General features: G+C 73.1%; 26 protein-coding genes. 4 read left to right on the forward strand and 22 right to left on the reverse strand.

All coding sequences use genetic code 11. From position 1 onward, the window contains the following. Positions 1-222: 222 nt before the first annotated feature. The 5 genes from ACFQ87_RS11505 to ACFQ87_RS11525 are packed head-to-tail and all read right to left on the reverse strand — an operon-like array spanning position 223 to position 5,912. A complete protein-coding gene (locus ACFQ87_RS11505) occupies positions 223-1,245 on the reverse strand; it encodes an ABC transporter ATP-binding protein (RefSeq protein WP_380610610.1) in 1,023 nt (340 codons plus the stop codon). Next, the gene (locus ACFQ87_RS11510; protein WP_380610451.1) at positions 1,209-2,204 is read right to left on the reverse strand and encodes an ABC transporter ATP-binding protein; all 996 of its coding nucleotides are present in this window, start codon (positions 2,202-2,204) and stop codon (positions 1,209-1,211) included. Before ACFQ87_RS11510 ends, ACFQ87_RS11505 begins: the two co-directional genes overlap by 37 nt. Further along, entirely contained in the window at positions 2,204-3,190 is a 987-nt protein-coding gene (locus ACFQ87_RS11515) for an ABC transporter permease (protein ID WP_380610452.1), read from the reverse strand. Before ACFQ87_RS11515 ends, ACFQ87_RS11510 begins: the two co-directional genes overlap by 1 nt. Further along, positions 3,187-4,146, reverse strand: coding sequence for an ABC transporter permease (locus tag ACFQ87_RS11520; RefSeq protein ID WP_380610453.1), 960 nt, complete (start codon positions 4,144-4,146; stop codon positions 3,187-3,189). Before ACFQ87_RS11520 ends, ACFQ87_RS11515 begins: the two co-directional genes overlap by 4 nt. An 11-nt stretch (positions 4,147-4,157) precedes the next feature. Beyond that, positions 4,158-5,912, reverse strand: coding sequence for an ABC transporter substrate-binding protein (locus tag ACFQ87_RS11525; RefSeq protein ID WP_380610454.1), 1,755 nt, complete (start codon positions 5,910-5,912; stop codon positions 4,158-4,160). A 155-nt stretch (positions 5,913-6,067) separates the two neighbouring features. On the opposite strand from ACFQ87_RS11525, the gene ACFQ87_RS11530 reads away from it, so the two are divergent. Beyond that, positions 6,068-7,519 (forward strand): aminopeptidase P family protein, encoded by a 1,452-nt coding sequence (locus tag ACFQ87_RS11530; protein WP_380610456.1) that lies wholly within the window; start codon positions 6,068-6,070, stop codon positions 7,517-7,519. A 20-nt stretch (positions 7,520-7,539) separates the two neighbouring features. Here the strand turns inward: ACFQ87_RS11530 and ACFQ87_RS11535 are convergent, their stop codons facing one another. From ACFQ87_RS11535 to ACFQ87_RS11550, 4 genes are all read right to left on the reverse strand, one after another. Then, complete coding sequence (locus ACFQ87_RS11535; RefSeq protein ID WP_380610458.1) at positions 7,540-7,869, reverse strand: helix-turn-helix domain-containing protein; 330 nt, start codon at positions 7,867-7,869, stop codon at positions 7,540-7,542. 198 nt (positions 7,870-8,067) lie between these two features. After that, on the reverse strand, positions 8,068-9,090 hold the full coding sequence (locus ACFQ87_RS11540; RefSeq protein ID WP_380610459.1) for a nitronate monooxygenase: 1,023 nt from the start codon (positions 9,088-9,090) through the stop codon (positions 8,068-8,070). A gap of 74 nt (positions 9,091-9,164) precedes the next feature. Next, entirely contained in the window at positions 9,165-9,791 is a 627-nt protein-coding gene (locus ACFQ87_RS11545; RefSeq protein WP_380610460.1) for a response regulator, read from the reverse strand. Beyond that, positions 9,788-10,993, reverse strand: coding sequence for a sensor histidine kinase (locus ACFQ87_RS11550; protein WP_380610461.1), 1,206 nt, complete (start codon positions 10,991-10,993; stop codon positions 9,788-9,790). The genes ACFQ87_RS11545 and ACFQ87_RS11550 overlap by 4 nt, the downstream gene beginning before the upstream one ends. A 165-nt stretch (positions 10,994-11,158) precedes the next feature. Here ACFQ87_RS11550 and ACFQ87_RS11555 point away from each other — a divergent pair, with 165 nt between their 5' ends. Together ACFQ87_RS11555 and ACFQ87_RS11560 are read left to right on the forward strand one after the other, a co-directional pair. Next, positions 11,159-12,235 carry an ABC transporter permease gene (locus tag ACFQ87_RS11555; RefSeq protein WP_380610611.1) on the forward strand — a complete coding sequence of 359 codons (1,077 nt, stop codon included), beginning with the start codon at positions 11,159-11,161 and terminating at the stop codon, positions 12,233-12,235. Continuing rightward, positions 12,232-12,912, forward strand: a complete 681-nt coding sequence (locus ACFQ87_RS11560; protein ID WP_380610462.1) for an ABC transporter ATP-binding protein — start codon at positions 12,232-12,234, stop codon at positions 12,910-12,912. The genes ACFQ87_RS11555 and ACFQ87_RS11560 overlap by 4 nt, the downstream gene beginning before the upstream one ends. Position 12,913: 1 nt before the next feature. On the opposite strand, the gene ACFQ87_RS11565 is transcribed toward ACFQ87_RS11560, so the two are convergent. The 3 genes from ACFQ87_RS11565 to ACFQ87_RS11575 all read right to left on the reverse strand — a co-directional run bounded on the left by ACFQ87_RS11565 (position 12,914) and on the right by ACFQ87_RS11575 (position 15,402). Continuing rightward, positions 12,914-13,510, reverse strand: coding sequence for a Uma2 family endonuclease (locus ACFQ87_RS11565; protein WP_380610463.1), 597 nt, complete (start codon positions 13,508-13,510; stop codon positions 12,914-12,916). A gap of 99 nt (positions 13,511-13,609) precedes the next feature. Continuing rightward, positions 13,610-14,320 (reverse strand): GntR family transcriptional regulator, encoded by a 711-nt coding sequence (locus tag ACFQ87_RS11570; RefSeq protein WP_380610464.1) that lies wholly within the window; start codon positions 14,318-14,320, stop codon positions 13,610-13,612. 164 nt (positions 14,321-14,484) lie between these two features. Beyond that, positions 14,485-15,402, reverse strand: a complete 918-nt coding sequence (locus ACFQ87_RS11575) for an NAD(P)-dependent oxidoreductase (RefSeq protein ID WP_380610465.1) — start codon at positions 15,400-15,402, stop codon at positions 14,485-14,487. Positions 15,403-15,504: 102 nt separating this feature from the next. Here ACFQ87_RS11575 and ACFQ87_RS11580 point away from each other — a divergent pair, with 102 nt between their 5' ends. Continuing rightward, positions 15,505-16,095 (forward strand): TetR/AcrR family transcriptional regulator, encoded by a 591-nt coding sequence (locus ACFQ87_RS11580; protein WP_380610466.1) that lies wholly within the window; start codon positions 15,505-15,507, stop codon positions 16,093-16,095. A gap of 74 nt (positions 16,096-16,169) precedes the next feature. Here ACFQ87_RS11580 and ACFQ87_RS11585 read toward each other — a convergent pair whose 3' ends face one another. The 10 genes from ACFQ87_RS11585 to tatA form a co-directional block, all read right to left on the reverse strand. Then, positions 16,170-17,126, reverse strand: coding sequence for an ornithine cyclodeaminase family protein (locus ACFQ87_RS11585; RefSeq protein WP_380610467.1), 957 nt, complete (start codon positions 17,124-17,126; stop codon positions 16,170-16,172). Further along, positions 17,123-18,169, reverse strand: a complete 1,047-nt coding sequence (locus ACFQ87_RS11590; RefSeq protein WP_380610468.1) for a proline racemase family protein — start codon at positions 18,167-18,169, stop codon at positions 17,123-17,125. The genes ACFQ87_RS11585 and ACFQ87_RS11590 overlap by 4 nt, the downstream gene beginning before the upstream one ends. A 35-nt stretch (positions 18,170-18,204) precedes the next feature. After that, complete coding sequence (locus tag ACFQ87_RS11595) at positions 18,205-19,560, reverse strand: aldehyde dehydrogenase family protein (RefSeq protein WP_380610469.1); 1,356 nt, start codon at positions 19,558-19,560, stop codon at positions 18,205-18,207. A 37-nt stretch (positions 19,561-19,597) separates the two neighbouring features. Beyond that, entirely contained in the window at positions 19,598-20,602 is a 1,005-nt protein-coding gene (locus tag ACFQ87_RS11600; RefSeq protein ID WP_380610470.1) for a proline racemase family protein, read from the reverse strand. A 71-nt stretch (positions 20,603-20,673) separates the two neighbouring features. Continuing rightward, on the reverse strand, positions 20,674-21,609 hold the full coding sequence (locus ACFQ87_RS11605; RefSeq protein WP_380610471.1) for a dihydrodipicolinate synthase family protein: 936 nt from the start codon (positions 21,607-21,609) through the stop codon (positions 20,674-20,676). Between the two features lie 71 nt (positions 21,610-21,680). After that, a complete protein-coding gene (locus tag ACFQ87_RS11610; RefSeq protein WP_380610472.1) occupies positions 21,681-23,126 on the reverse strand; it encodes an NAD(P)/FAD-dependent oxidoreductase in 1,446 nt (481 codons plus the stop codon). After that, a complete protein-coding gene (locus ACFQ87_RS11615) occupies positions 23,107-23,430 on the reverse strand; it encodes a (2Fe-2S)-binding protein (RefSeq protein ID WP_380610473.1) in 324 nt (107 codons plus the stop codon). The genes ACFQ87_RS11610 and ACFQ87_RS11615 overlap by 20 nt, the downstream gene beginning before the upstream one ends. Then, complete coding sequence (locus tag ACFQ87_RS11620; RefSeq protein WP_380610474.1) at positions 23,427-24,608, reverse strand: NAD(P)/FAD-dependent oxidoreductase; 1,182 nt, start codon at positions 24,606-24,608, stop codon at positions 23,427-23,429. Before ACFQ87_RS11620 ends, ACFQ87_RS11615 begins: the two co-directional genes overlap by 4 nt. Before the next feature lie 117 nt (positions 24,609-24,725). After that, a complete protein-coding gene (gene tatC, locus ACFQ87_RS11625) occupies positions 24,726-25,619 on the reverse strand; it encodes a twin-arginine translocase subunit TatC (RefSeq protein ID WP_380610612.1) in 894 nt (297 codons plus the stop codon). Positions 25,620-25,794: 175 nt separating this feature from the next. After that, complete coding sequence (gene tatA / locus ACFQ87_RS11630) at positions 25,795-26,100, reverse strand: Sec-independent protein translocase subunit TatA (RefSeq protein WP_380610475.1); 306 nt, start codon at positions 26,098-26,100, stop codon at positions 25,795-25,797. Between the last annotated feature and the right edge of the window lie 11 nt (positions 26,101-26,111).

Here is a 26,111-nt window from a genome sequence, read left to right on the forward strand (position 1 = left end):
AGAAGCCACCAAGCCTCAGCGCGTCGCAGCCACTACCGGCGGCGACTCTCCGTCCCCTCAAGCACGTAGATCGCGAAGTCGCACTGGAGTACTAGCCGGATGCCGGGCGGACGCCGAAAAGCCGCCGAGCGAGCGCCCGGCAGCCGCGGAGCGGTGGAACCCGATCGGACGCGGCCCTCGTGAGGTTCCCCGCCGCGCCCGACCGGGGGTCTGTGGCGGCCCTCAGGCCTCCGGGAAGTGGCAGGCCGCCTCACGCAGGCCCGTTCCGACCACCCGCAGCAGCGGCCGCTCCGTCCGGCACGCCTCCTGCGCCTTCGGGCAGCGCGGATGGAAGCCGCACCCGGCCGGCGGGTTGGCCGGGCTCGGCGGGTCGCCGAGCAGCACGATCCGCTCCCGGGCCCGCTCGGCGGCCGGGTCCGGCAGCGGTACGGCGGACAGCAGCGCCCGGGTGTACGGGTGCGCCGGGTTGCCGTACACATCGGCCTTGTCGCCGATCTCGACGATCCGGCCCAGGTACATCACCGCGACCCGGTCGCAGACCCGCTTGACCACCGAGAGGTCGTGCGCGATGAACACGTACGCCAGGCCCAGCTCGCGCTGCAACTGCTCCATCAGGTTGACCACTTGGGCCTGGATGGAGACGTCCAGCGCGGACACCGGCTCGTCGGCGATCACCAGCTTCGGCGAGGTGGCCAGCGAGCGCGCGATGCCGATGCGCTGCGCCTGGCCGCCGGAGAACTCGTGCGGGTAGCGGTCCAGATGCTCGGGGATCAGCCCGACCAGCTCGATCAGCTCGGCGGCTCGCTTGCGAGCCTCGGCCGCGCCCGCGCCCTGGACCAGGAGCGGTTCGGAGATGATCCGGGCCACCGTCTGGCGGGGGTTGAGCGAGGAGTACGGGTCCTGGAAGACCATCTGCAAGTGCCTTCGATGAGGGCGCAGTTGGGCCTGGGAGAGGCCGCCGATCCCGATGCCGTCGAGGGTGACGGTGCCCGAGGTCGGGTCGAGCAGCCGGACGATCATCCGCCCGGTGGTGGACTTTCCGCAGCCGGACTCGCCGACCAGGCCGAGCGTCTCGCCCGCGCCGAGGTCGAAGCTGACCCCGTCCACGGCCCGGATCGGCGCCCCGGCCCGCCCGGTGCGGCCGCGCCGCCCGGGGAACGTCTTCACCAAGTCCCGTACGGACAGCAGTGGTTGGTCGGTCACAGCGGTCACAGCGCTCCCTCCGGCACCAGCGGCAGGTGGCAGGCGGCCTGGTGGCCGGGGGCGAGCGGGCCGAGTACCGGGCGCTCGGCCAGGCAGCGGGCGTGCTCCTCGACGGACGCGGCGGTGGTGCGGGCGCAGCGCGGGGCGAAGGAGCAGCCGGGGGCGGGGACGATCAGCGACGGCGGGCTGCCGGGGATGGCCCGCAGCGGGGCGTCGTCGGTGTCGTCCAGGCGCGGCAGCGAGTCCAGCAGGCCGCGGGTGTACGGGTGCGCGGGCTGTGCGAACAGCCTTTCCACCGGGGCCTGTTCGGCCGCCCGGCCGCCGTACATGACGAGCACCTCGTGGGCGACCCGGGCGACCACGCCGAGGTCGTGGGTGATCATCACGACGCCGAGGCCGCGTTCCTGCTGGATCCGGGCGATCAGGTCGAGGATCTGCGCCTGGACGGTCACGTCCAGGGCGGTGGTGGGCTCGTCGGCGATCAGCAGCTCGGGTTCGCAGGCGAGCGCCATGGCGATCATGACGCGCTGGCGCATGCCGCCGGAGAACTGGTGCGGGTACTCGTCGACCCGGCGGGCCGGCTCCGGGATGCCGACCTCGGCCAGCATCTCCACGGCCCTGGCCCGTCCGGCCTTCCGGCCCGCCTTGAAGTGCACCCGGTAGTGCTCGGCGATCTGCTCGCCGACGGTATAGAAGGGGTGCAGGCTGGACAGCGGGTCCTGGAAGATCATCGCGATCCGCCGGCCCCGGACGGCGCCCAATTCCCGCTCCCCCAGCCCGTTCAGCTCCTGCCCGCCGAGCCGGATCGAGCCGGTGACGGCGGCGCCGCGGTGCAGGCCCATGACGGCGAGCGAGGTGACGGACTTGCCGCTGCCGGACTCGCCGACCAGGCCGAGGGTACGCCCGGCCTCGACGGTGAAGGAGATGCCGTCGACGGCCCGGACGGTGCCGCGCGGGGTGTCGAAACGGACCCCGAGGTCCTCGACTTCCAGGAGAGTCATCAGTACCTCACTCTCGGGTCGACGTACGCGTAGAGCAGGTCGACCAGCAGGTTCGCGGCGACGATGAAGGCGGCCGCGAGCAGGGTGACGCCGAGGATGACGGGCTGGTCCGAGCGGACCAGCGCGTCGTAGAAGAGCCGTCCCACCCCGGGCAGTCCGAAGATCGACTCGGTGATGACGGCACCGGCCAGCAGCCCGCCGAGGTCCATCCCGAGGATGGTCAGGATCGGCGTCATCCCGGAGCGCAGCCCGTGCTTGACCGCGACGGTCGTGGCGGGCAGGCCCTTGGCCCGGGCGGTGCGGATGTACGGCTCGGCCATCGCCTCGATCATCGAGTTCCGGCTCTGCCTGGCGTACATGGCCGCGTACAGCAGGGCCAGGGCGATCCACGGCAGCAGCAGGTTGGAGGCCCACTCGACGGGGTTCTCGGTGAACGCGTGGTAGGCCGGGTAGGGCAGCAGACCGGCCGTCCTGACGACGCCCCAGATCAGCATGATCGAGGTGAAGTAGACCGGCAGCGAGGCAGCGCCGACCGAGAGCACCATCAGCGTCTTGTCGGTCGCCCCGCCCTTGCGCAGCGCCGAGGTGACGCCCGCGCCCAGGCCGAGGACCAGCCAGAGCACGGCCGCGCCGACGGCCAGCGAGACGGAGACCGGCAGCCGGTCGGTGAGCAGGTTCCAGACCGGCAGCGAGTACTCGTAGGAGTAGCCGAGGCAGGGGAAGCCGCAGTGGGTGGCGCTGGGACCGCTGCCGTAGTCGCGCCCGGCGAAGATGCCGCCCACGTACGTGGCGAACTGCTCCCAGACCGGCCTGTCGAGCCCCATCGCGGCCTTGACCTCGGCGATCCGCTCGGGGCTGCAGGTCTTGCCGCAGGCGGCCACCGCCGGGTCGGCGGGCAACAGGTAGAAGATGGTGAAGGTGATCGCGCAGATCGCCAGCAGGATGCCGAGCGCGCCGAGCAGCCGACGGCCGAGGTAGAGGATCACGACCGGCCTCCCCGCGGGTCGAGGATGTCGCGCAGCGCGTCGCCGAGCAGGGTGAAGGCGAGCACGGCGAGGAACAGGAAGGCCGTCGGGATCAGGAAGTACGTCGGGTCGGTCTCGTAGAAGCTGATGCTCTCGGCGATCATCTGCCCCCAGGAGGGGGTCGGCGGGCGCACGCCCACGCCGAGGTAGCTGAGCGCGGCCTCGGTGGCGATCATGCCGGGGACCAGCAGCGTGGTGTAGGCGATGATCGGCCCGGAGACGTTGGGCAGGATCTCGCGGGTGAGGATGCGCCAGGAGCGGGCACCGCCGACCTTGGCGGCCTCGACGTACTCGCGGTGCTTGAGCGAGAGGGTCTGCCCCCGCACCACCCGGGCGATGCCGGGCCAGGTGAACATCCCGATCACCAGGGTGATCAGCAGGACCCGGTTGACGTCCTTGGCCACCGACATCATCGAGATCATGAAGATCAGCGACGGGAAGGACATGGTGAGGTCCATCAGCCGGGACAGCACGGTGTCGGTCCGCCCGCCGAAGTAGCCGGCCGCGATGCCGACCAGGGTGCCGGTCACCACGACCACGGCGGTGGCGGTGAAGGCGATCAGCAGCGAGACCTGCCCGCCGTGCAGCACCCGGGCGAACAGGTCGCGCCCGGTGGCGGGTTCGACGCCCAGCCAGTGCCGGGTGCCGATCCCGCCGAAGTCTCCGATCGGCAGTCCGCCCAGGTACGGGTCCACGGCGCGCTTGTCGAACTCCTCGGGGCTCCAGCCGCCGAGCGCGCTCAGCGGCCCGGCCAGGGCGACGAGCAGGACCAGCAGGGCGACGACGACCAGGCCGAAGCGGGCCGACCCCTTGGCCCAGAGCTGGTCCCAGACCAGCCGCCAGGGCCCGCGGCCGGAACGTTTCGCCGGGCCCGCCCCGACCGTGTCGGCCGTGGCCGTTTCGATGGTGGTACTCATCGGACGGTCCCTCAGCCCTGGCTCTTGGAGGGGTCCTTGAGGCCGATCGTGGCGAAGTCCCACTGACCGGTCCACACCGGGTGACCGAAGGCCCCGGCCACGTTCGTCCCGGCCAGCAGCGGGCGGCGCTGCCACAACATCGGCACGGTGGGCGCCTTCTTCATCAGGTCCTCGTTGAGCTGCACCCACGCCTTGTTGGCCTCGTCGACGTCGGTCATCGCGTTGATCTGGTCGATCCGGTCCTCGGTGGCCTGGTCGCGGAACTGCTCGACGTTGCCCTGGTTGCCCTTCTCCTTGATGGTGCGGCCGTCGAAGACCAGCGGCAGGAAGGTGGCACCGGAGGGGTAGTCCGGGCACCAGCCGACGATGGCGAGGTCGGGGGCGTTCTTGGTGTCGCCGATGGTGTCGTAGTAGACGGACGGGTCGGCGGTGGTGATGGTGACCTGGATGCCGACCTTCGCCAGCGACTGCTGCAGGGCCTCGGCCCGGGTCTTGTCGCCGGAGGAGACGGTCAGCGAGACCTTGAGGTCGGTCTTGCCGGCGTCCTTGAGCAGCTGCTTGGCCTTCTCCGGGTCCCCGGTGGCCGGGATCTTCAGCGGGTCCAGCCTGGTTCCGCCGGACAGCGCGGGCGGCAGGTAGGAGGTGGCCACGTCCCCCATCGCCGGGCCGCCGTTCGCGGTCACCTGGGCGTCCCGGTCCACCGCGTACATCAGCGCCTCGCGGACCTTGGGGTCGTCGAACGGTGCCTTGGAGGTGTTGGGGTACAGCATGTCGGTGCAGCCCTGTTGCTCGGCGATCAGCCGGGACTTCACATCCGCCTTGGGCAGCACCTTGGCGACCGACTCGGGCCGCAGGTTCATCCATTCGACCGCGGAGGCGTCCGCGCCCTCGCTGGCGATGATCCGGTCGTCCACCTGGCCGCCCTTGAGGCCCTCGGTGACCACGATCCGGTCCGGGTAGGCCTTGCGAACCGGATCGGTGGACTGGTCCCAGTTGGTGTTGCGGACCAGGACCAGCTGTTTGCCGCGGTCGTAGGTCTCGATCTTGTACGGGCCGGAGGAGAACGGCCGCAGGTCGTACTGGGTGCCCTTGTCCTGGGACTGCGGGACGGGGGCGAAGGTCGGCAGGGTCGCCGTGTACGAGAACTCGGCGACCGGGCGCTTGAGGTGGAAGACGATCGTCCTGTCGTCGGGGGTCTCGATGCTGGCCAGGTGCTCGCCGTTCAGCGGACCCTTGTAGTTCTCGCCGCCGGCCAGGTACTGCTGGGCGTAGTCGGGGCCGCCGGTGAGGTCCGGCGCGAAGGAGCGCTCGACGTTGTACTTGACGTCGGCGGACTTGATCGGCGTGCCGTCCTCGTACTTGACGCCGTCCTTGAGGGTGAAGGTCCAGGTCTTGCCGCCGTCCGAGGACTTGCCGAGGTCGGTGGCGAGGTCGGGGACGATCTCGCTGCCCGCCGCGCCGGGCTCGGCTTTGAAGGTGACCAGGGTGCGGTAGAGCAGCCGGATACCGAAGTCCATGTTCGGCATGGTCCAGTTGCGGGCCGGGTCGAGGTGGGCGAAGTCCTGGTTGGACAGCACGGTCAGGGTGCCGCCCTTGACCGGGGTGCCGCCGACGATCGTCCCCGACGCGGCACCGGGGGCCCTGGTGCTGCCGGCCGCGGCGTTGTCGCCGCCGCTGTCGCTCTTGTCGTTCTTGCAAGCCCCGAGGCCGAGGGTGAGGGTCGCCGCGAGGGCCGCCGCGAGGAGGGCATGGGTGCGCCTGGTCATGTGCAACTCCGCTGTGGGGGGGCCTGCTCTGGCCGCTCCGCTGTGTGACCCGTAACATAGTAATGTGAAATTGCACTGCACAAGAGGTGGCGCCGGTCGTTACCCAGCCGTGTCCGTGCGCCCTCACCTCCCCAGCCCCGCCTAGGAGTTCACCGGTGACCAACCCTCAGACCGGCCTCAACACCGGCAGCCACGACCTCCCGGTCTCCCCCGACCTGGACGCCTTCATGGGCGTTCGCTGGACCCCCACCCCGCTCCCCGCCGACCAGCGCGTCCCCGGCTACGACCGCTTCCCCGGCCGCCGGGACCGGCTCTCCGCCGCCTTCCCCGGCGAGCGGCTGATCGTCCCCGCCGGACGCCTCAAGGTCCGCTGCAACGACCTGGATCACCGCTTCCGCCCGCACAGCGCGTACGCCTGGCTCACCGGACTCACCGGCGAGGACCAGGCCGACCACGTCCTCGTCCTCGAACCGGCCGGCCCCGAGGGCCACGAACCGGTGCTCTACCTGCGCCCGCGCTCCCCGCGCAGCGGCGGCGAGTTCTACCGCGACCGCCGCTACGGCGAGTTCTGGGTCGGCCGCCGGCCCGACCTCGCCGAAGCCGCCCGACTCACCGGGCTGCGCACCGAACACCTCGACGACCTCGGCAAGTTGCTCACCGGACCACAGCCGCCCACCCGGGTACTGGCCGGCACCGACGCCCTCGTCGACTCCGCCACCGGGCGCCCCCGCGCGGACCTGCGCGACGGCGAACTCGCCGCCGTCCTCGCCGAGTTGCGACTGATCAAGGACAGGTGGGAGATCGGGCAGCTGCAACTCGCCGTCGACCACACCGTCACCGGCTTCGAGGACGTCGTCCGCGCCCTGCCCACCGCACTGCGCCACCACCGCGGCGAACGCTGGATCGAGGGCGTCTTCGACCTGCGCGCCCGCGCCGAGGGCAACGGCACCAGCTACACCACCATCGCCGCCTCCGGCGCCCACGCCTGCGTCCTGCACTGGATCCGCAACGACGGCGCCCTCGACCCGAACTCCCTGCTCCTGCTGGACGCCGGCGTCGAGACCGACACCCTCTACGCCGCCGACATCACCCGCACCCTCCCCCTCAGCGGCACCTTCACCCCGATCCAGCGCCAGGCCTACGACCTCGTCCTCGCCGCCCAGAGCGCCGGCATCGCCGCCCTGCGCCCCGGCGCCCGCTTCCGCGACTTCCACCAGGCCGCCATGCGCGTCATCGCCGAAGGCCTCGCCGACTGGGGCGTCCTCCGCGTCCCCGCCGACCAGGCCCTCGCCGAGGACAACGGCCTCCACCGCCGCTACACCCTCTGCGGCAGCGGCCACATGCTCGGCCTCGACTACCACGACTGCTCCCAGGCCCGCGCCGACCGCTACCTCGACGCCACCCTGGAGGAGGGCATGGTCCTCACCGTCGAACCCGGCCTCTACCTCCAGCCCGACGACGAAACCCTCCCCCTGGAGCTGCGCGGCATGGGCATCCGCATCGAGGACGACCTCGTCATCACCGCCGACGGCGCCCACCTGATGTCCGGCGCGCTGCCGAGGACGGCCGAGGCCGTCGAGTCCTGGATGGCGAACCTGCTCAGTTGAGGCCGGGACGGAGCGGACGGTCAGGCGACCTTGATCGTCCGCTCCCCCTGCCTGACGGCCACCTCGACCTCGCCGCCGATCGCGGCGGCGTACGCCCGCAGGTTGTCCAGGCTGTCCACCTGACCATGCTCGATCTGCGACACCCGCGCCTGGCTCACTCCCATCAGCCCGGCCACCTCCTTCTGGGTCAGCCCGGCCGCCTTGCGCAGCTCGGCGAGCTCGTAGCCGCGAATCCGCGCCAGCGTCTCCTGTCGGATCCGGGCTCGGTCCGCCTCCGCTTCCGGTGAGGCCAGCCACGGGTTGATCCGCTGCGCCTCAGCCCACACCTCGGTCCAGCTACGGCCCTTCATGCGCGTGCTCCCTTGTCCTTCTCACTGATGTACTGCTCGTAGCGAGCTTCCGCCAGCGGAATGTTGATGTCGTACCACCGGGACCAGTCCCCGTTCTTGTCGCCGACGTTAAGTTGTGTCTTATGCGTTACCGCGCGCTTCCCGCTCAATCCAGCCCTGCGGGGGACGGAACGCCTCGCCCGGCACGCGCCGGGCGCACTACCCCCGCGCGCTCCTCCACAGCTGCGCCACAATCTCCTCCGCCGGGCCCGTGCGCGCCAGCCGGTGGGCGGTGCCCGCCCAGAGGTGCATGGCATCCGTGTCCCCGCGGCCGGTGGCGGCCGCACGCAGCGGAGCGGTGAGGTGGTGGATCTCGGGGTAGGCGGGCGGGGCGTACGGGCCGTGGCGGTCGATGAAGGCGTTGCGCAGGCCGCGCGCCGGGCGGCCGGTGAAGGCGCGGGTGACGACGGTCTCCGGCAGTTCGGTGAGCGCGGCCCGGTGGGCGGCCGAGGCGCCGGACTCGTCGGAGCGCAGCAGCGCCGTCCCCAACTGCACCGCGATCGCCCCGGCCCGCAGCGCCGCCGCGATCGCCGGGCCGTCGCCCAGCCCGCCGGCGGCGATCAGCGGCATGGCGGTCACCGCCCGTACGGCGGGCAGCAGCTGCAGCAGCGGTGCCTCCCCCGGCAGGTCCGCGACCCGGTGGGTGGCGCGGTGCCCGCCGGCCTCCGGGCCCTGCACGCACAGCGCGTCCATCCCGACCGCCTCCGCCGCCCGCGCCTCCTCCGACGTGGTGACGGTGCCGATCTGCAGCGTCCCCGCCGCCCGCAGCGCCGCCGCCTCCGCGGCCGTCGGCAGCCCGAAGGTGTACGAGACCACCGGCACCGGGTCCGCGAGCAGCACCGCGAGCTTGGCCTCCCAGCCGTCCCGGTCCGGCCCGATCTCCTCCGGCAGCGCCACCCCCCACCGCTCGGCCTCCGGCCGCAGCCGCTCCCGGTAGGCGGCGACCGCCGCCGGATCCCCGGGCGGGGCCGGGACGAAGAGGTTCACCCCGTACGGCCGGTCGGTCGACTTCCGCACGGCGGCGACCTGTTCGGCCATCGCCTCGGCGCTCCGGTAGCCCGCGGCCAGGAACCCGAGCCCACCGGCCCGGTTCACCGCCGCCACCAGCTCCGGCGTCGAGACCCCGCCCGCCATCGGGGAGCCGATCACCGGCACGGCAAGCTCGTCGAGACGGACGGTCATCGGGGCGCTCCTCACACTGCTACGGGCACGGACCGTTCCCACGCTACGCCCAGCGGACCGGCCCCACCCCACGCTCAGCGGATCAGCCCCCGCCCCCGTGCCTCCCGTACCGCCGCCGTGCGCGAGTCGACCCCCAACTTGGTGTAGATGTGCACCAGATGCGACTTCACGGTGGCCTGGCTCAGGTGTAGTTGCTGGCTGATCCGTTGGTTGGTCAGCCCGTCCGCGACCAGCCCCAGCACCTCGGTCTCCCGTGCGCTGAGCGCCGCCGCGGGCGCCCGCATCCGCTCCAGCAGCCGGTCCGCCACGCTCGGCGCCAGCGCGCTGCGCCCGGCCGCGGCGGCCCGTACCGCCTGGGCGAGTTCCTCGGGCGGCGCGTCCTTCAGCAGGTACCCGGTCGCACCGGCCTCCAGCGCCGGCAGGGTGTCCGCGTCGCTGTCGTAGGTGGTGACCACCAGCACCCGCGGCGCGCCCGCCCGGGCGGTGATCGCCGCCGTGGCCTGGGCCCCGTTCATCGCCGAGCCGGGCCCGAACTGCAGGTCCATCAGCACCACGTCGACCCCCGGCTCGGCCGCCAGCTCGACGGCCCGCTCGGCGGTGGCGGCCTCCGCCACGATGGCGAAGTCCGGTTCGCTCTCCAGCACCGCCCGCAGCCCGGCCCGCACCACGGGGTGGTCGTCGGCGATCAGCAGCCGGATCACGGGCCGACCTCCGCGGTGACCGGCAGCAGCACCGCCAGCGCCGTGCCCTCCCCGGGCGCCGACTCGACGGTGAAGCTGCCGCCGAGCGCCCGCGCCCGGGCCCGCATCGAGGGCAGCCCGAAGCCGCCGTCCCCACCCGTACGGCCGGCGACCGCCGCCGGATCGAACCCGGCTCCGTCGTCGAACACGTCCAACGCCACCTCGCCCTCCATGTAGCTGAGTGTCACCTCGGCCCGCGAGGCCTTCGCGTGCCGCACGGTGTTGCCGAGCGCCGACTGCGCTATCCGCAGCAGCGCCACCTCCTGCGCGGCCGGCAGCCGGACCGGATCCCCGGAGACGTGCAGGTGGACGGGCAGACCGCTGTGCGCCGTGGTGGTCGCGCACAGCCGCTCCAGCGCGACCGGCAGCGGATCGCCGTCCAGCGCGGGCGGGGTGAGCGCCCGAACGAAGCGCCGGGCCTCGTCCAGGTTGTCCTGGGCGGCCTGCCGCGCCTGCTCGACGTACCCGGCGGCGGCCTCGGTGCGCTCGGGCAGCGCCCGCTGGGCGGCCCGCAGCAGTAGCTGGATGGAGCTGAGGCTCTGCGCGAGGGTGTCGTGGATCTCCCGGGCGAGGCGCTCGCGCTCGGCCATCACCCCGGCGGTGTGGTGGGCGGCGGCGAGGTCGGCGCGGGCGGCGGTCAGTTCGTCGATCAGCCGGCGCCGCTCCTCGCTCTCCCGGTACAGCGCCTGGTAGCCGAGCACGGTGGCGGTGGCGACGGCCGCGCCGAGCGCGGGCCCGATCGAGGCGGCGAGGCTGAAGCTGTGCTGGTGCCAGGACCAGGCGGCGATCGCCGCGGCCGCGGTCAGTCCGACGGCCACCAGCCCGCTGCGCCGCCCGAGCAGGTGCAGCTCCAGGAAGTACAGCGGGAACGCCAGCCACACCCCGTCCTGGGTGGCGACCAGCAGGCCCGCCCAGGTGCCGCCGAGCAGCGCCAGCCAGAGCCCGGCGGCCCGCCGGGAGGTACGGACGGCGGCCAGCCTCGGCCCGACGGCGTACCCGGCGGCCATCGCGGAGGCCGCGGCGGCGACGGCGGCCGGATCGCCGCCCCGGTCGACGAACACCGAGCGGGCGACGGCGAGCAGCAGCAGGCCCGCCACGAGCAGGTGCAGGCAGACCTGGAGGACGCGGGCGACGGGGGTGGTTCGGGATCGTTCGGTCGCCATCCCTCCAGCCTAAGTTCCGAGCCCGAGACCCGGCATCAATCAAAAGGTTGAACTCCGCTTCTGCCCTTTGATGCCCAGGAAACCATCCCCGGCGCGATGCCCGCGCGGCCCCTTCTCGCAGACCGTAGTGGAGGAAGCACCCGTCATCTGTTGGAAAGGTCCACCGTGTTCGTCGCCTGGAGGGATCTGAGGTTCGCCAAGGGGCGGTTCGCCCTGATGGGAACCGTCATCGTGCTGATCACCGTGCTGGTCGGCCTGCTGTCCGGGCTGACCGCCGGACTGGGCCGGCAGAACATCTCCGCGATCACCGGCCTGCCCGCCGACCACCTGGTCTTCGGCAAGCCCGCCGACGGGCAGAAGCTCTCGTTCACCGACTCCCAGGTCAGCCCCGAGCAGTGGCAGGCCTGGTCCCGTGAGCCCGGCGTCACCTCCGCCCAGCCACTCGGTATCACCACCACCAAGGCCACCGCCGGGCAGCGCACCGCCGCGCTCTCCGCCTTCGGCGTCCCGGACGGCTCCGACCTGGCCCCGCAGGGCGGCCGGATCGCCCCCGGCCAGGCCGTGTTGTCGAAGGCCGCCGCCGAGAACCTGGGCCACCTCGCCCCCGGCGCCGACTTCACCCTCGCCGGACACCGGCTACAGGTCGCCGTCGTCGACGGAGACGCCGCATACAGCCACACCCCGGTGATCTGGACCAGCCTCACCGACTGGCAGCAGTTCGCCCCCGGCGGCGCCGGCCACGCCACGGTCATCGCCCTCCACACCACGAAGGGCGTCGATCTCGCCGCCGCCGACGCCCGCCACGCCACCGTGACCCGCACCCGCGACGACGCCCTGGCCGCGATCGGCTCCTACACCTCCGAGAACGGCTCCCTCCAGCTGATGCGCGGCTTCCTGTTCGCCATCTCCGCGCTGGTCATCGGCGCTTTCTTCACCGTCTGGACGATCCAGCGCAGCGGCGACATCGCGGTACTGAAGGCCCTCGGTGCCTCCACCCGCTACCTGCTGCGCGACGCCCTCGGCCAGGCCGTCCTGCTACTGGCGCTCGGTACGGTCGTCGGCACCGCGATCGCGTCCGGCTTCGGCGCGCTGATCGGGTCCGCCGTGCCCTTCGTCCTGGACGCCCCGACCGTCCTCCTCCCGGCCCTCGTCATGATCGCCCTCGGCGCGATCGGCGCGGCCCTGTCCATCCGCCGGATCACCTCCGTCGACCCGCTGACCGCCCTGGGGAGCGCCCGATGAGCCTGACGCTCGACCGCATCACCCTCACCTACCCGGACGGCGACGGCCGGCTCACCGCCCTGGACGACGTGTCGCTGACCGTCCCCAAGGGCTCGATCACGGCCGTGGTCGGCCCGTCGGGCTCCGGCAAGTCCAGCCTGCTGGCGGTGGCGGCCACCCTGATCACCCCGGACTCCGGCCGGGTGGTGGTCGACGGCACCGACACCGCCGCCCTCAGCCGCGCCGACCTGACCGCCCTGCGCCGCACCAAGATCGGCATCGTCTTCCAGCAGGCCAACCTGCTGCCCTCGCTCACCGCCGTGGAACAGCTCCAGGTGATGGCCCACCTCGACGGCCGCTCCCCGCGCGAAGCCCTCCCCCGCGCCCTGGAACTGCTCGACTCCGTAGGCCTGCGCGACCAGGCGGGCCGCCGCCCCCACCAGCTGTCGGGCGGCCAGCGCCAGCGCGTCAACATCGCCCGCGCGCTGATGAACGACCCCACGGTCCTGCTCGTCGACGAGCCCACCAGCGCCCTCGACCACGAACGCGGCGCAGCGGTACTGGACTTGATCACCGACCTCACCCACCGCCGGGCCACCGCAACCGTCCTGGTCACCCACGACCGCACCCACCTGACGGCCGTCGACCAGATCGCCGAGGTCCACGACGGCCGCCTGACGCTGCCGACGGCGGTCTGAACTACTTCTTTGCGGTGAGCACATCGTCCACCGAAAGCGCCGCTGACACGCCAATCGACTCCGGCAGCGTGAACGACTGTCCAGGATGGTGGACAGCGTGCACCCGGTACTCGCCGTCCTGCGGGTCCGTGAGCACCATGACCCGCTGGTTCGTCCGGTCCACGATCACGTAAACCGGCACCCCGGCAGATGCATAGGCAGCGGGCTTCTTTTTCAGATCGTCGCCGAAATTGGAGGAGGTCACCTCCAGCACAAGGCGAAAGACTGCCGGGTCATAGCAGTTGTATTCGATCAACCGATCATCGCTGTGCGCGTCAAGGATCGCCAGATCGGGGATCGCGAAGTCAGACGGGCCGTCCGGCAGCCAAATGCCCACATTCTGGAAGACTTCGGCATCATCGTCTTCGAGACCGGCGGCGAACAGCAGGCGCATGATCTTGGTCAGCGATCGGCTGTGCTTGATGTTCGGCGGCGGCGTCACGGTGATCTGGCTCCCGATGATCTCGACCCGGTAGCCGGGAAGCTGGTTGGAGATCAGCTCTGCGGCTTCGAGCAGCGTCGGCTGCTGCACGGGCTCTTCCACTGCTGCGGCGGACATGGATTTCCTCCTGGCTGCCGATGTCGAGAGCATCATCGTAGAACGCGAGCGCCGCCCGACGCCCGATCTTCCGCCTTCACCCGAACGAGTGGTTTAGCCCTACCGAGCCCGCAACCGCAGCGCCGGCTGGTCCACCTCCGGCGCCTCGTCCTGCCCCGCCCAGAGCGACCGCACATGGCTGAGGTGCCGCGTCATGCACGCCTCCGCCGCGGCCGCGTCACCGGCCAGCATCAGGTCCAGCAGCTCCAGGTGTTCCTCCGCCGAGGAGACCAGCTCGCCCTTCTCGTCGAGCCGCGTGAGCCCGTAGAGCCGCGAGCGCTTGCGCAGGTCGCCGACCACCTCCACCAGCCGCGCGTTGCCCGCGAGCCCCAGCAGGTCGAGGTGGAACTGCCGGTCCGCCTCCAGGTAGCCGATCAGGTCGTGCTTGCGCGCGGCCGCGACGATCGCCTCGGCCTGGGGGCGCAGCCGCTCCAACTGGTCCTTGGTCGCCGTGCGGGTGACCCGGCCGACGGTCGGGACCTCGATCAGGGCGCGGATCTCGGTGTAGTCGTCCAGGTCGCGCTCGGTGAGCTCGGTGACCCGGAAGCCCTTGTTGCGGACGGCCTCGACCAGGCCCTCCCGGGCGAGGTCGAGCATGGCCTCGCGGACCGGGGTGGCGGAGACGCCGAAGTCAGCGGCGAGCGCGGGGGCGGAGTAGACGACGCCGGGGCGCAGTTCGCCGGAGATCAGGGCCGCCCGGAGTGCGTGGGCGACCTGGTCGCGGAGCCGCTCCTGCACGGAGATCAGGGTGCGGGATTTGAGCTCGGCCATGGTGTTCCTCCGGGTGGGTGCAGAACACCAGCGTACAATGTCACGTTACGTTGAGCGCGCAACAGTCCGCGATCCGAACACCCCGTCAACCCCGCCGAGGCTCATGGTGGCAGCGGCCGCCGGCCGTGGCAACGGCCGACGGCACACGATCTGCCACCGCATCGCTACCGGGCCCGCGACCCCGCCCGGAACCGGCCGACCAGCGTGGTCACGCTCGCCGCCCCGTCCCCGGCCTCGACGCCCCGCCGGAACGCCTCCGCGAGCAGCGCGGGCAGCGCGCCGTCGACCCCGGAGGCCTCCGCGGTCTGTCGGACGTGTTCGACGCTGGCGAGCCCCATCGCCAGCCGGTCGACGTCGCCGCGGTGGTCGCCGGCCGCGATCCGCGGCGCGTAGAAGGCCTGGAAGCCCGGCAGCGAGGCCGCCGTCGAGCTCAGGTACGGCAGGAACTCCTCGGCCGAGATGCCGTTGGCCTCGGCGATCGCGGTGGCGTGCAGGTAGCCCACCATCGAGGACCAGAACAGGTCCATCTGGATCTGGTAGTACAGCTGCGCCAGCCCGGGGTCGTCGCCCCGGTAGTCGGTCCCGGTCAGCACCTCCAGCGCGGTCCGGTGTCGCCGGAACAGCTCGACCGGCCCGCTGTAGAAGGTGGACGACTCCGGGCTGCCGATGCCCGAGGGCGGCACCTGCACCCCGCCCGTCAGATGCCCGGCCCCACGCTCGGCGAGCCACCTCGCCGCCTCCCGGGCCCGCTCAGGGGTGTCCGAGCTGAGGTTCGCGATCACCTTCCCGGCCACCACCGCCTCCACCGACTCCAGTACGGCGAACACCGCGTCGTAGTCGGTGAGGCTGAGCACCACCAGCTCGCCGGCCGCCACCGCCGCCTCCGCACTGGGCGCCAACTCCGCACCCCGGGCGACCAGTTCATCCGCCCGCGCGGCCGTACGGTTCCACACCGTGACGGCGTAGCCGGCGTCCAGGTACACCCCGGCCATGGCCTGTCCCATCGGGCCGAGCCCGATCACCGTCACGGACGCCTTCGACTGCCGCTCGGCGGAAAGCCCCACGGAAAACTCAACGGACATACGGATACCCCCCTAGAACGAACGCTCTATCCAGCGCCGGGGGCGACGCTAGCACAGCTCTGGAACGAACGCTCTATTCAGGAGGTCGACTAGGATGCCCCCGTGAAGACCCCCGAGAAGACCACCCCCGTCGGTACCCGCGAGCGAATCGTCCGGGCCACCTCCCGGCTACTGCAGCGCCAGGGTTACGAGGGCACCGGGATCAAGCAGATCTCCCGCGAGGCGGAGGCCACCCTCGGCTCCGTCTACCACTTCTTCCCGGGCGGGAAGCAGGAGTTGGCCGCCGAGGCGATCCGGCACGGGGACCAGGAGTTCGCCGTGATCCTGCGCGCCGGGCTCGGCTCGTCCGAGGACCTGACCGAGGCGATCACCGCCTGCACCACGCTGCTCGGCCGCGAACTGCGCACCTCCGACTGGCAGGACGGCTGCCCGATCACCACCACCGCGCTGGAGACGGTCGGCCGAGCCCCGGTGATCGAGCAGTCGGTCGCCGCGGCCTTCGCGAACTGGCAGGCCATCGTGGAGGAACGCCTCCGCGCCGCCGGCATCGGCACCGAGGACGCCCGCGAGCTGGCCGGTACCGTCATCAACACCCTGGAGGGCGCCGAACTCTCCGCCCAGGTCGCCCGCAGCGAGGAACCGCTGCACGTCGCCGGCAAGCACCTGGCCCGCCTGCTCTCGACCTACCGCTGAAACACGGAAAGAAGCCGGCCCGACGGGGGATCCCTTCCCGTCGGGCCGACTCCGGCTTCCTCGGCGACTGAACCTCAGGCTCGTCGGAAGTCCCGGTACACCTCCGCCGCCACCGCCAGGTCCTCCCAGGCCATCCCGACGCTCTTGAAGAACCGCGGCCGCCCGCTCGGCACCGGCGCGTCCCCGCGCACCAGCTCGGCCAGGTTCCACACCTGCCGTCCCGCCACGCCCGCCATGACCAGATCCCCGGCTTCCCTGGCCGCCGCCGTCCGCGCCTCGACGTACAGCTCGGCCCGCCCGACCAGCACCTCGTCCACCTCCCGCGCGTCCGGCTCGTGCGAGCCGACCGCCGCGACGGCCGCGTGCGCGGGAACCAGCGCGCCGTCGAACAGCGGCGCCCGCGCGGTGGTGCAGCAGACCACCACGTCGGCACGCCCGACCGCCTCCGGCCCACCCACGCCGGCCGAGAGCCCCAGCCCCCGCCCGTACGCCACCAGAGCGGAAGCCCGCCCGGGATCCCGCGCGACCACGGTGAGCCGACGCAGCGGCCGGACGGCCAGCAGCGCGTCCAGGTGTCCGTACGCCTGCGGCCCGGAGCCGAACACCACCAGGTGCTCGGCCTCCGGCACCGCAAGCCGCGCCAGCGCCGCCGCCGTCACGGCGGGCGTGCGCAGGGCTGTGAGGGCCGCGCCGTCCAGCACGGCCAACGGCTGCAGGGTGGGCCCGTCGAGCAGCAGGTAGCTGCCGGTGATCCGGGGCAGCCCGAGCGCCGGGTTACCGGGCGCGACCCCGGCGATCTTGACGCCCGCGTACGGCCCGGCGGCGGCCGGCATCAGCAACAGCTCCCCCGCCGGCACCGGCACGGCCGACCGGGCGGGCGCCGCCTCCGGGTCGAACCCGTCCAGCAGCACCCGCTCGATCGCCCCCACCGCCCCGGCGGGCCCGACCCCGCCGGTGCCCGGCACGGCGTACTGGAGCGGCTCAGCCGCCGCACCGGACAGCTCGGCACCACGCAGCACGGCACCGCTCACAGCAGGAACCCCGTCCCCAGCGAGTCCCCCGGCTCCAGGACGAACCGGTGCTCCCCCGTGCGGAACGCCGTCCCGCCGACCTCGGTGACCACGCCATCCCCCAGCGGGTCACCCCCGGCGAGGACCCGCCCGGTGAAGACCGTGCCGATGATCGACTCGTGCCGCAGTTCCTCCCCCGGCGCGAGCCGCCCCTCGGCGGCGAGTACGGCGAGCCGGGCGGAGGTGCCGGAGCCGCAGGGCGAGCGGTCGATCTGCCCGTCCGCGAACACGACGACGTTCCGCTGGCTCAACACGTCGTCAGCAGCAGGCAGTTCGTCGTACAGCACCACCCCGTACACGCCCGACAGCCGCGCGTCCGTCGGATGCGCGACCACCTCCGAGCCGGCCAGCAGCGCCCTGATCTCCCTTCCCACGGCCGTGAGTTCGGGCAGCAGACCCGGCTCCACCGCGAGCCCGAGCGCCGCCGCCGAGACGGACGCGTAGCACGCCCCGGAGTGCGCCACCGCGACCTCGACCACCCCGCGCGAGGTGGTCACCGGCAGCTTCAACGCGCTGACCCGGCTGGGCACATTGCGGAAGGTGACCCCGGTGGTACGCCCGCCGGCCCGGTGCACCAGGGCGGTGACCCGCCCGGAGGGCACGTCGATCCGCACCCGGGCCACGCCGTCGGCGGGGGCCGGGACCAGACCGGAGTCCACCGCCCAGGCGCCGAGCGCGATGGTGCCGTGCCCGCAGGCCGTCGAGTAGCCGTCCTTGTGCCAGAACAGCACGCCCAGGTGAGCCTCGTCGTCGTCCGGCGGCACCAGGAACCCGCCGTACATCCCGGCGTGCCCGCGCGGCTCCCGGACGAGCAGCTGCCGGACGGCATCCAGCGCGCTGGGCCGGGGCGCGGTGGCGCCGCCGCCCGCGCCGAGCGCGATGGCCCGGCGCTCGGCGACGCTGTCGCCGGGGATCGTCGGCGCACCGTCCAGCACGATCCGGAACGGCTCACCGGCCGCGTGGTAGTCGACGGCCCGGACGTCCATCAGGTTGCGAACGTCCATCAGGCCGCGGACATCCGTCAGGCCACCGCCGTCCATCAGGCGCCCCCGCCCGGCAGCACGCTGACCGTCCGGCTCACGGTGTAGAAGTCCAGTGCGGCCCGGCCCTGTTCGCGGTCGCCGTGGCTCGCGCCCTTGGTCCCGCCGAAGGGCAGGTGGAAGTCGACGCCGCTGGAGGGGGCGTTGACCCGGATCATGCCCGCGTCCAGCCGGTCGGCGGCGGCCAGCGCCACGTCCAGGCTGCGGGTGTGCACCGAGGTGGCGAGGCTGTGCGGGGTGTCGTTGGCGAGCGCGATCGCCTCGTCCAGGTCGGCCGCCGCGTGCAGCACCGCGATCGGACCGAAGAACTCCTCGCGCGCCAGGGGGTGTTCGCCGGGTACGTCGGTGAGCAGGGTCGGCTCGACGTACCAGCCGGCCCGCTCGGGGATCCGTCCGCCGGTGAGCACGCTCGCCCCGGCCGCGACGGCCGACGAGACCGCCCCCATCACCCGTTCCCGCGCGGCGGCGTTGATCACCGGCCCGCACACCGCGTCGTCCACCACCGCCAGCGCCTTGACCAGGGCCTCGCGCAGCGGCTCATGAGCCGCGCCGACCGCGATCACCCGGCTGGTGGCGGTGCACTTCTGCCCGGCGTACCCGGCGACGGCGGCCGCGATGTGGGCGGCGGCCAGCTCCACATCCGCATCCGGTAGCACCAACGCGGCGTTAAGCCCGCCGAGTTCGGCCTGCACCGGCACCCCGCGCCCGGTCGCCGCCCGCACCACAGCCCGCCCGACCCCGGTGGAGCCGGTGAAGGACACCACGTCCGCCGCGTCGACCAGCGCCGCGCCCTCCTCGGCCCCGCCCGGCAGCACCGTCAACACGTCGGCGGGCAACCCGGCCAGCTCCGCCAGCCGCAGCGCGCACGCCGTCGCCTCAGGCGCGGGCTTGAGCACCGCCGTGTTCCCGACCGCCAGCGCCGGCGCGGCCTTCCAACTGGGGATCGCCAACGGGAAGTTCCACGGCGCGATCAGCCCGGCCACCCCGTACGGGCGCCGCCGGGTGAACAGCAGCCCGGGCCCGGCGGCGGTCTCGTGCACCTCCCCGGACGGCGCGTACGACGCCTGCGCGTAGTACCGCCAGATCGCCGCCGTCCGGGCCACCTCGCCGCGCGCCTCGGCGAGCGGCTTGCCGACCTCCCGCACGATCAGCGCGGCCAGCTCCTGCGCGTGTGCCTCGACGGTCTCGGCGATCCGCCCCAGCGCCGCCGACCGGGCGCCCGCCCCGGACCCGAGCCAGCCGGCCTGCGCGGCCCGGGCCCGTCCGACGGCGGCCCGCACGGCCTCGGCGCCGGGCGCCTCGACGGCGACCACGAGGTCGCTCGGATCGGCCGGATTGTACGAGGTGATGGTCACAACTAACAGCCCTTCGGAGCGGGTTCGGAATGGAGCGTCAGAGCAGGAAACCCGCCGGGAACGGGTCGGCCGGGTCGAGGAAGTACTGGGCGGTGCCGGTGATCCAGGCCCGTCCGGTGACGGTGGGCACCACGGCGGGCCGCCCGGCCACCTCGGTCTCCTCGACCAGCCGCCCGGTGAAGGTCGTCCCGATGAATGAGTCGTTGCGGAAGTCCCGCCCCAGCGGCAGCTCGCCGCGCGCGTGCAGCTGCGCCATCCGCGCCGAGGTACCGGTTCCGCAGGGCGAGCGGTCGAACCAGCCGGGGTGGATGGCCATCGCGTGCCGGGAGTGCTCGGCGGTGGAGCCGGGGGCGAGCAGTTGGACGTGGTGGCAGCTGTGGATGGACGGGTCCTCCGGGTGCACCGGCCGGTCCGGGCCCGCGTTGACGGCGGCCATCAGCGCCAGGCCGGCGTCCAGGATGTCCTGCTTGCGCTCACGCTCGAACGGCAGCCCGAACTCGGCGAGCGGCAGGATGGCGTAGAAGTTGCCGCCGTACGCGAGGTCGTAGCCGACCGCGCCGTACCCGGGCACCTCGATCTTGCGGTCCAGCGCTACGGAGTACGAGGCGACGTTGCGGATGGTCACCGCCTTGGCGGCGCCGTCCTCGACTAGCACCTCGGCGACCACCAGCCCGGCGGGCGTGTCCAGCCGTACCGTGGTGACCGGCTCGACCACCGGCACCATCCCGGTCTCGACCAGCACGGTGGCCACCCCGATGGTGCCGTGCCCGCACATCGGCAGCAGTCCGGAGACCTCGATGTAGAGCACTCCGAAGTCGGCGTCCGGCCGGGTCGGCGGCTGCAGGACGGCACCGCTCATCGCGGCGTGCCCGCGCGGCTCGTACATCAGCAGGGTGCGGAAGTGGTCCAGGTGCCGCTGGAAGTGCACCCGGCGCTCGGCCATGGTGGCGCCGGGGATGACGCCGAAGCCGCCGGTGATCACCCGGGTCGGCATGCCCTCGGTGTGCGAGTCGACGGCGTGGAACACGTGACGGCTGCGCATGGCTCACAACTCCCGTTTGGTAGCAGTTGGTTGAGGCCGGCTGCCGCCGCAGCCGGCCGGGCGGTCACGGACTACGCGAGCCCCTCTGCCAGCGCCTTCTCGGTGGCCGCGCGCACGGCCGCCTCGACCTCCGGCGCCAGCGGCTGCCGGGGCGCCCGGACCGGACCGCCGGGGCGCCCGGCGATGTCCATGGAGAGCTTGATGGCCTGGACGAACTCGGTCTTGGAGTCCCAGCGCAGCAGCGAGTGCAGCGACTTGTACAGCGGCAGCGCGATCTCCAGGTTGTGCTCGACGGCCGCGCGGTAGAGCGCGACCGAGGCCTCCGGCAGCGCGTTCGGGTATCCGGCGATCCAGCCGACCGCACCGGCCAGCGCCAGCTCCAGCAGCACGTCGTCGGCCCCGATCAACAGGTCCAACCCGGGGGCCAGCTCGGCGAGTTCGTACGCCCGGCGGACGTCCCCACTGAACTCCTTGACCGCCACGATCGAGCCCTCGCCGTGCAGTCGGGCGAGCAGCGCGGGCACCAGGTCGACCTTGGTGTCGATCGGGTTGTTGTACGCGACGACGGGCAGGCCCGCCTTGGCGACCTCCGCGTAGTGCGCGCGCACCGAGTCATGGTCGGCCCGGTAGGCGTTCGGCGGCAGCAGCAGGACGGAGCCCGCCCCGGCCTCGGCGGCCTGCTCGGCCCAGCGCCGGGACTCGGCGCTGCCGTACGCGGCGACCCCGGGCATGACCCGGGAGCCGTCGCCGGCCGCCTCGATCGCCACCTCGACGACCCGGGCGCGCTCCTCGGCGGTGAGTGTCTGGTACTCGCCCAGCGAACCGTTGGGGACGACGCCGTCGCAGCCGGACTCGATCAGCCAGCGGACGTGCTCGGCGTAGGCGTCGTAGTCGACGGAGAGGTCCGGGCGCAGCGGGATCGCGGTGGCGACCATGACGCCGCGCCAGGGACGGGTGGTGTCGTGCGGGGTGATGGACACGTTGAGCTCCTTGGTGAGGTGTGACATTTTATAAATGGGAACAGGCCGGAGACAAGAGTCACCGCCCCGCGCGTTCGACGAACTGCCGGACTGCCGGACTAGCCGTCACCCGACGCCGAACCCGAGGCCGACGCCGGTCCCCCCGCCGCCAGCTGCGCCAGCGGCACCGGGCAGGCCAGCGGCCGCCGATCGGCCCCGGGCTCCGCGGCACCCGACAGACAGGCCACCGCCGGACCGCACATCCGCCCCTGACACCAGCCCATCCCCGCCCGGGTGAGCAGCTTGACGGTCCGGGGATCGCCTGCGCCCAGCTCCTCCACCGCCTCCCGGATCCGCGCGACCGGCACCTCCTCGCACCGGCACACATCGGTCTCCGGCCGCAGCCACCCGGTCCAGCCGCCCCCCGGCCGGTGGGCGGTCGCCATCAGTTCGGCGAAGGCCCGCAGCCGTGCCCGCCGGCGCCGCAGCGCGGGCTCCGGCAGCGCCCCGGCGATCGCGTGCGCGGCCAACTCCCCCTCGACCAGCGCGAGGTCCGCGCCGCCGACGCCGTTGGTCTCCCCCGCCGACCACAGCCCCGGCACCGAGGTGCGCAGCTCCGCGTCGACCCGCAGCGCGACCGCCCCGTCCGGCCCGGTCAGGGTGTCGGCGCCCAGCTCGGTGGCGAGGTCGATCTGCGGCAGCAGCCCGTGCCCGACGGCCAGCGCGTCGCAGTCGATCCGCCGCTCGGTGCCGGGGCGCGGCCGCCAGTCGGCGTCCAGCCTGGCCACCGTGACCGCAGTGACCCGGTCCGTCCCGTGTGCTTCCACGACGGCGCTGCGCCGCCGCAGCCGGACCCGGTGCCGCAGCAGCGCGCTGCCGTGCCCGGCGCCCTCGACCAGCTTGGAGGGGACGGCCGCCAGCACGCCGGGGCGCCGGGCGTACCCGAGGTAGTCGCCCGCCTCGACCACCGCCGGGACCTCCGCCCCGGCGCTGACCAGCGAGGAGGCCGCCGCGAGCAGCAGCGGCCCGCTGCCGGCCACCACGATCCGCCGCCCGGGCAGCACCAGCCCGGCCTTGAGCATCGCCTGCGCGCCGCCCGCGGTGACCACCCCGGGCAGGGTCCAGCCGGGGAAGGGCAGCTGCCGCTCGTACGCCCCGGTGGCGAGCAGCACCGTCCGGGCCAGGACGGTGTCCCGGTCGGTGGCCCGCGGCCCACGGGTGACGTGCACCGCGAAGCCGTCCCCGGTCCGTTCCAGCGCCCAGACCTGATGGCCGCCCCGGAACTCGGCCCGCTCGGCGGAGTCGAGCCGCGAGGCCAGCCCGGTGTAGGTCGACCAGCCGTGGTGTAGCCGGTCCGGACGGGCCGCTCCCAGTCCGGGCGCGGGGTGCCGGTAGTACTGCCCGCCGGTGCTCTGCCCGCCGTCCAACAGGACGCAGCTCAGCCCGAGCTCGGCGGCGGTGACGGCGGCGGCCAGACCGGCAGGCCCGGCCCCGACCACCGCGAGGTCGTAGCGGGAGTCCCGGGGGTCACGGGGGTCACGGGGGTCAGACGGCGAGGTCGGCACGGCCGTGGCCCTCCTGGGTGGTGACGACGGTGCCCGGCTCGGCGGGCAGCAGACAGGTGCGCTGGTTGGGGCGGCCGTCCACGGTGGCCAGGCAGTCGAAGCAGGCACCGATCCCGCAGAACGCCCCGCGCGGGCGCCCTCCGATCCGGGTGGTGCGCCAGGCGAGCACGCCGTCGGCCCAGAGCGCGGCGGCGATCGACTGCCCGGACAGGGCGGGGACGGGCCGCCCGTCGAACTCGATGTGGTGGGCGGGCCCGGGCCGGGCCTCGACCAGCCCGGCTGGGGTGCGGGGACGACGGGTCACGGCTTCTCCAAGGAGTCTGACGCGGCCGGGAACCGGTCCGCACGGAACGGCGCGAGGTCCAGCTCCGGCTGCTTGCCGGTCAGCTGCTCGCTGATCAGCAACCCGGTGGCCGGCGCCAGCCCGATCCCGGCGCCCTCGTGCCCGCAGGCGTGGTGGAGCCCCGGCACCCGGGGGTCGGCCCCGACGGCGGGCAGGTGGTCCGGCAGGTACGGGCGGAAGCCCCGGTAGACGCGCATCACGGCGACGTCCGCGAGCACCGGGAACAGCGCCGCGGCCTGGCCGGCCAGTCGGCGCAGCACCTCCTGGGAGAGGGTGCGGTCGAAGCCGACCCGCTCCCGGCTGGCCCCGATCAGCACCGGCCCGCCGGGGGTGCCCTCGACGACGGCGGAGGTCTGCAGCCCGGCCGAGCCGCTGGCGACGTCGGCCACGTAGTCGGCGGCGTAGACCTTGTGCCGGACGATCCTCGGCAGCGGCTCGGTGACCAGCACGAAGCCGCGCCGGGGCAGCACCGGCAGGTGCACTCCGGCGAGGGCGGCCAGCTCGCCGCCCCAGGTGCCGGCCGCGTTGACCACGGCGGGCGCGGCCAGCCGGCGCCGGTCGGTCCGTACGCCGCGCACCGCGCCGTCCGGTCCCCGGTCCACGGCCGTCACGCTCTCCCCGGTGATCAGCTCGGCGCCCATCCCGCGGGCCTCGCGCAGCAGGTGGGCGGCGGCCAGGGCGGGCTGGACCTGGGCGTCCTGGGGGTAGTGGAAGCCGCCGGCCAGCCCGGGGGCGAGGTGCGGCTCCAGTTCGCGCAGCCGCTCGGCCGGGACCTCCTCGGCGGCCACCCCGGCCGCGGCCTGCCCGGCGGCGAAGGTCCGCAGCGCCTGCTGCCCGGCCGCCGTCGAGGCGACCACCACGCCGCCCTTGGGCTCGTACTCCACGGCCGGACCGAGGTCCTCGGCGAGCTCGCGCCAGAGCCGGGTGCTGAGCAGGGCGAGTTCGAGCTCGGGCCCGGGTTCCTTGTCGGAGACCAGCAGGTTGCCCTCGCCCGCCCCGGTGGTGCCCCCGGCCACCGGCCCGCGGTCGACGACGGCGACGGCGAGCCCGGCACGGGCGGCGTAGTAGGCGCAGGCGGCGCCGACGACTCCGGCGCCGACCACGACGACGTCCAGGGGAGGTCTCTGGGTCTTCAGCACGCCAGTAATATGTCACATGCCATCAACGCTGCCAAGACCGCCCCGAGCGACAGGGCGCCAAAAAGCCCCGGCCCGCCGCGGGAGGCGGCGGGCCGGGGCTTCACGAGGCCTACCGGCTCAGGTGATGTCGTCCATCTGCTCGTGCCGCCCGGACGACACCGGCGCGGCACTGGCCGTCGGCGCCGCCGAGGCGCTCACCGACTCCGCACCGTCGACCTCCTGCACCGTGAGGTCCAGGTGCGAGGCCTCCTCGTCGTCCAGGTCGGCGTCCGGGTTGTTGCGCCGCTTGCGCCGGTCGTTGAGCAGCGCGACGGCCACCGCGGCGAAGTACAGCGCCCAGATCGGCATGGCCAGCAGCAGCATGCTGACCGGGTCGGCGCCCGGGGTGGCGAACGCGGTGAACACGGTGATGCCCATGACCATCCCGCGCCACCAGCTGAGCAGCCGCTTGCCGGTCACGATGCCGACCATGTTGAGCATCACCAGCAGCAGCGGGAACTCGAAGCCCAAACCGAAGACCAGCACCATGCGGGTGGCGACGTCGAAGTAGTCCTCGGGCGGCAGGATCGGCGTCGTGTCGCTCGGGGTGAACGAGATCAGCATCTCGACCATGGTCGGCATCACCCAGATGGCGCAGGCCACACCCGTCAGGAACAGCGGGGCGCCGCAGGCCATGAAGATGACCGCGTACTTCTTCTCGTGCCTGTGCAGGCCGGGCGCCACGAAGGCCCACACCTGGTACAGCCAGACCGGGACGGCCGCCACCACGCCCGCGGTCAGCGCGACCTTCAGCATCCAGTTGAAACCGGCGGTGAGGCCGATGTTGGACACCTGGGCGCAGCGCCCGTGGTAGTTGCCCGAGTTCTGCTTGTCGCACTGTGGCAGCGGCTCGAGCAGGAAGTGCTCGATCTGCTTGTGGTAGATCGCCGCGATGATCGCGAACAGCACGATCGCCAGGACCGACTTGACCACGCGGTTGCGCAGTTCCCGCAGGTGGTCGGCGAGGGCCATCCGCCCCTCAGGATCCTTGGGCGCCTTCTTCGGCACCTTGGAGAGCTTGCTCAACCCCGGTCCTCAACTCGTGCGTCGAGGCCCGCCGGTCGACGGGCCTCCATGGTCGTGTACGTCGCGTGCGTCGCGTACACCACGTCCGTCACGTACGTCGTGTACGTCACGTACGCCGCGCTCAGTGCGGGCGGTCGTCGGGCGCGGACGGCCCGGCGCCCGGCTCGGCCACCGGCCGGGCCGTGGCCGACGCGCCCGGAGCCGTCTGGATGGTCTTGGCCGACGACCGCGCCGCACCGTCCACCCGCGGCGCGGCCGGCGGCGCGCTCCCGGCCGGATCGCCGTCCGAGCGCATCGCCTTGGTCTCGCTCCGCAGGATCCGCAGCGACTGCCCCAGCGAACGCGCCAGGTCGGGCAGCCGCTTGGATCCGAACAGCACGATGGCGAACACCACGACCACCACGATCGCGGTCACCGACAAGCGCATGCGCCGACCAC

Origin of the sequence: Kitasatospora sp. NPDC056531, from assembly GCF_042794375.1 — a bacterium.
GTDB lineage: Bacteria > Actinomycetota > Actinomycetes > Streptomycetales > Streptomycetaceae > Kitasatospora.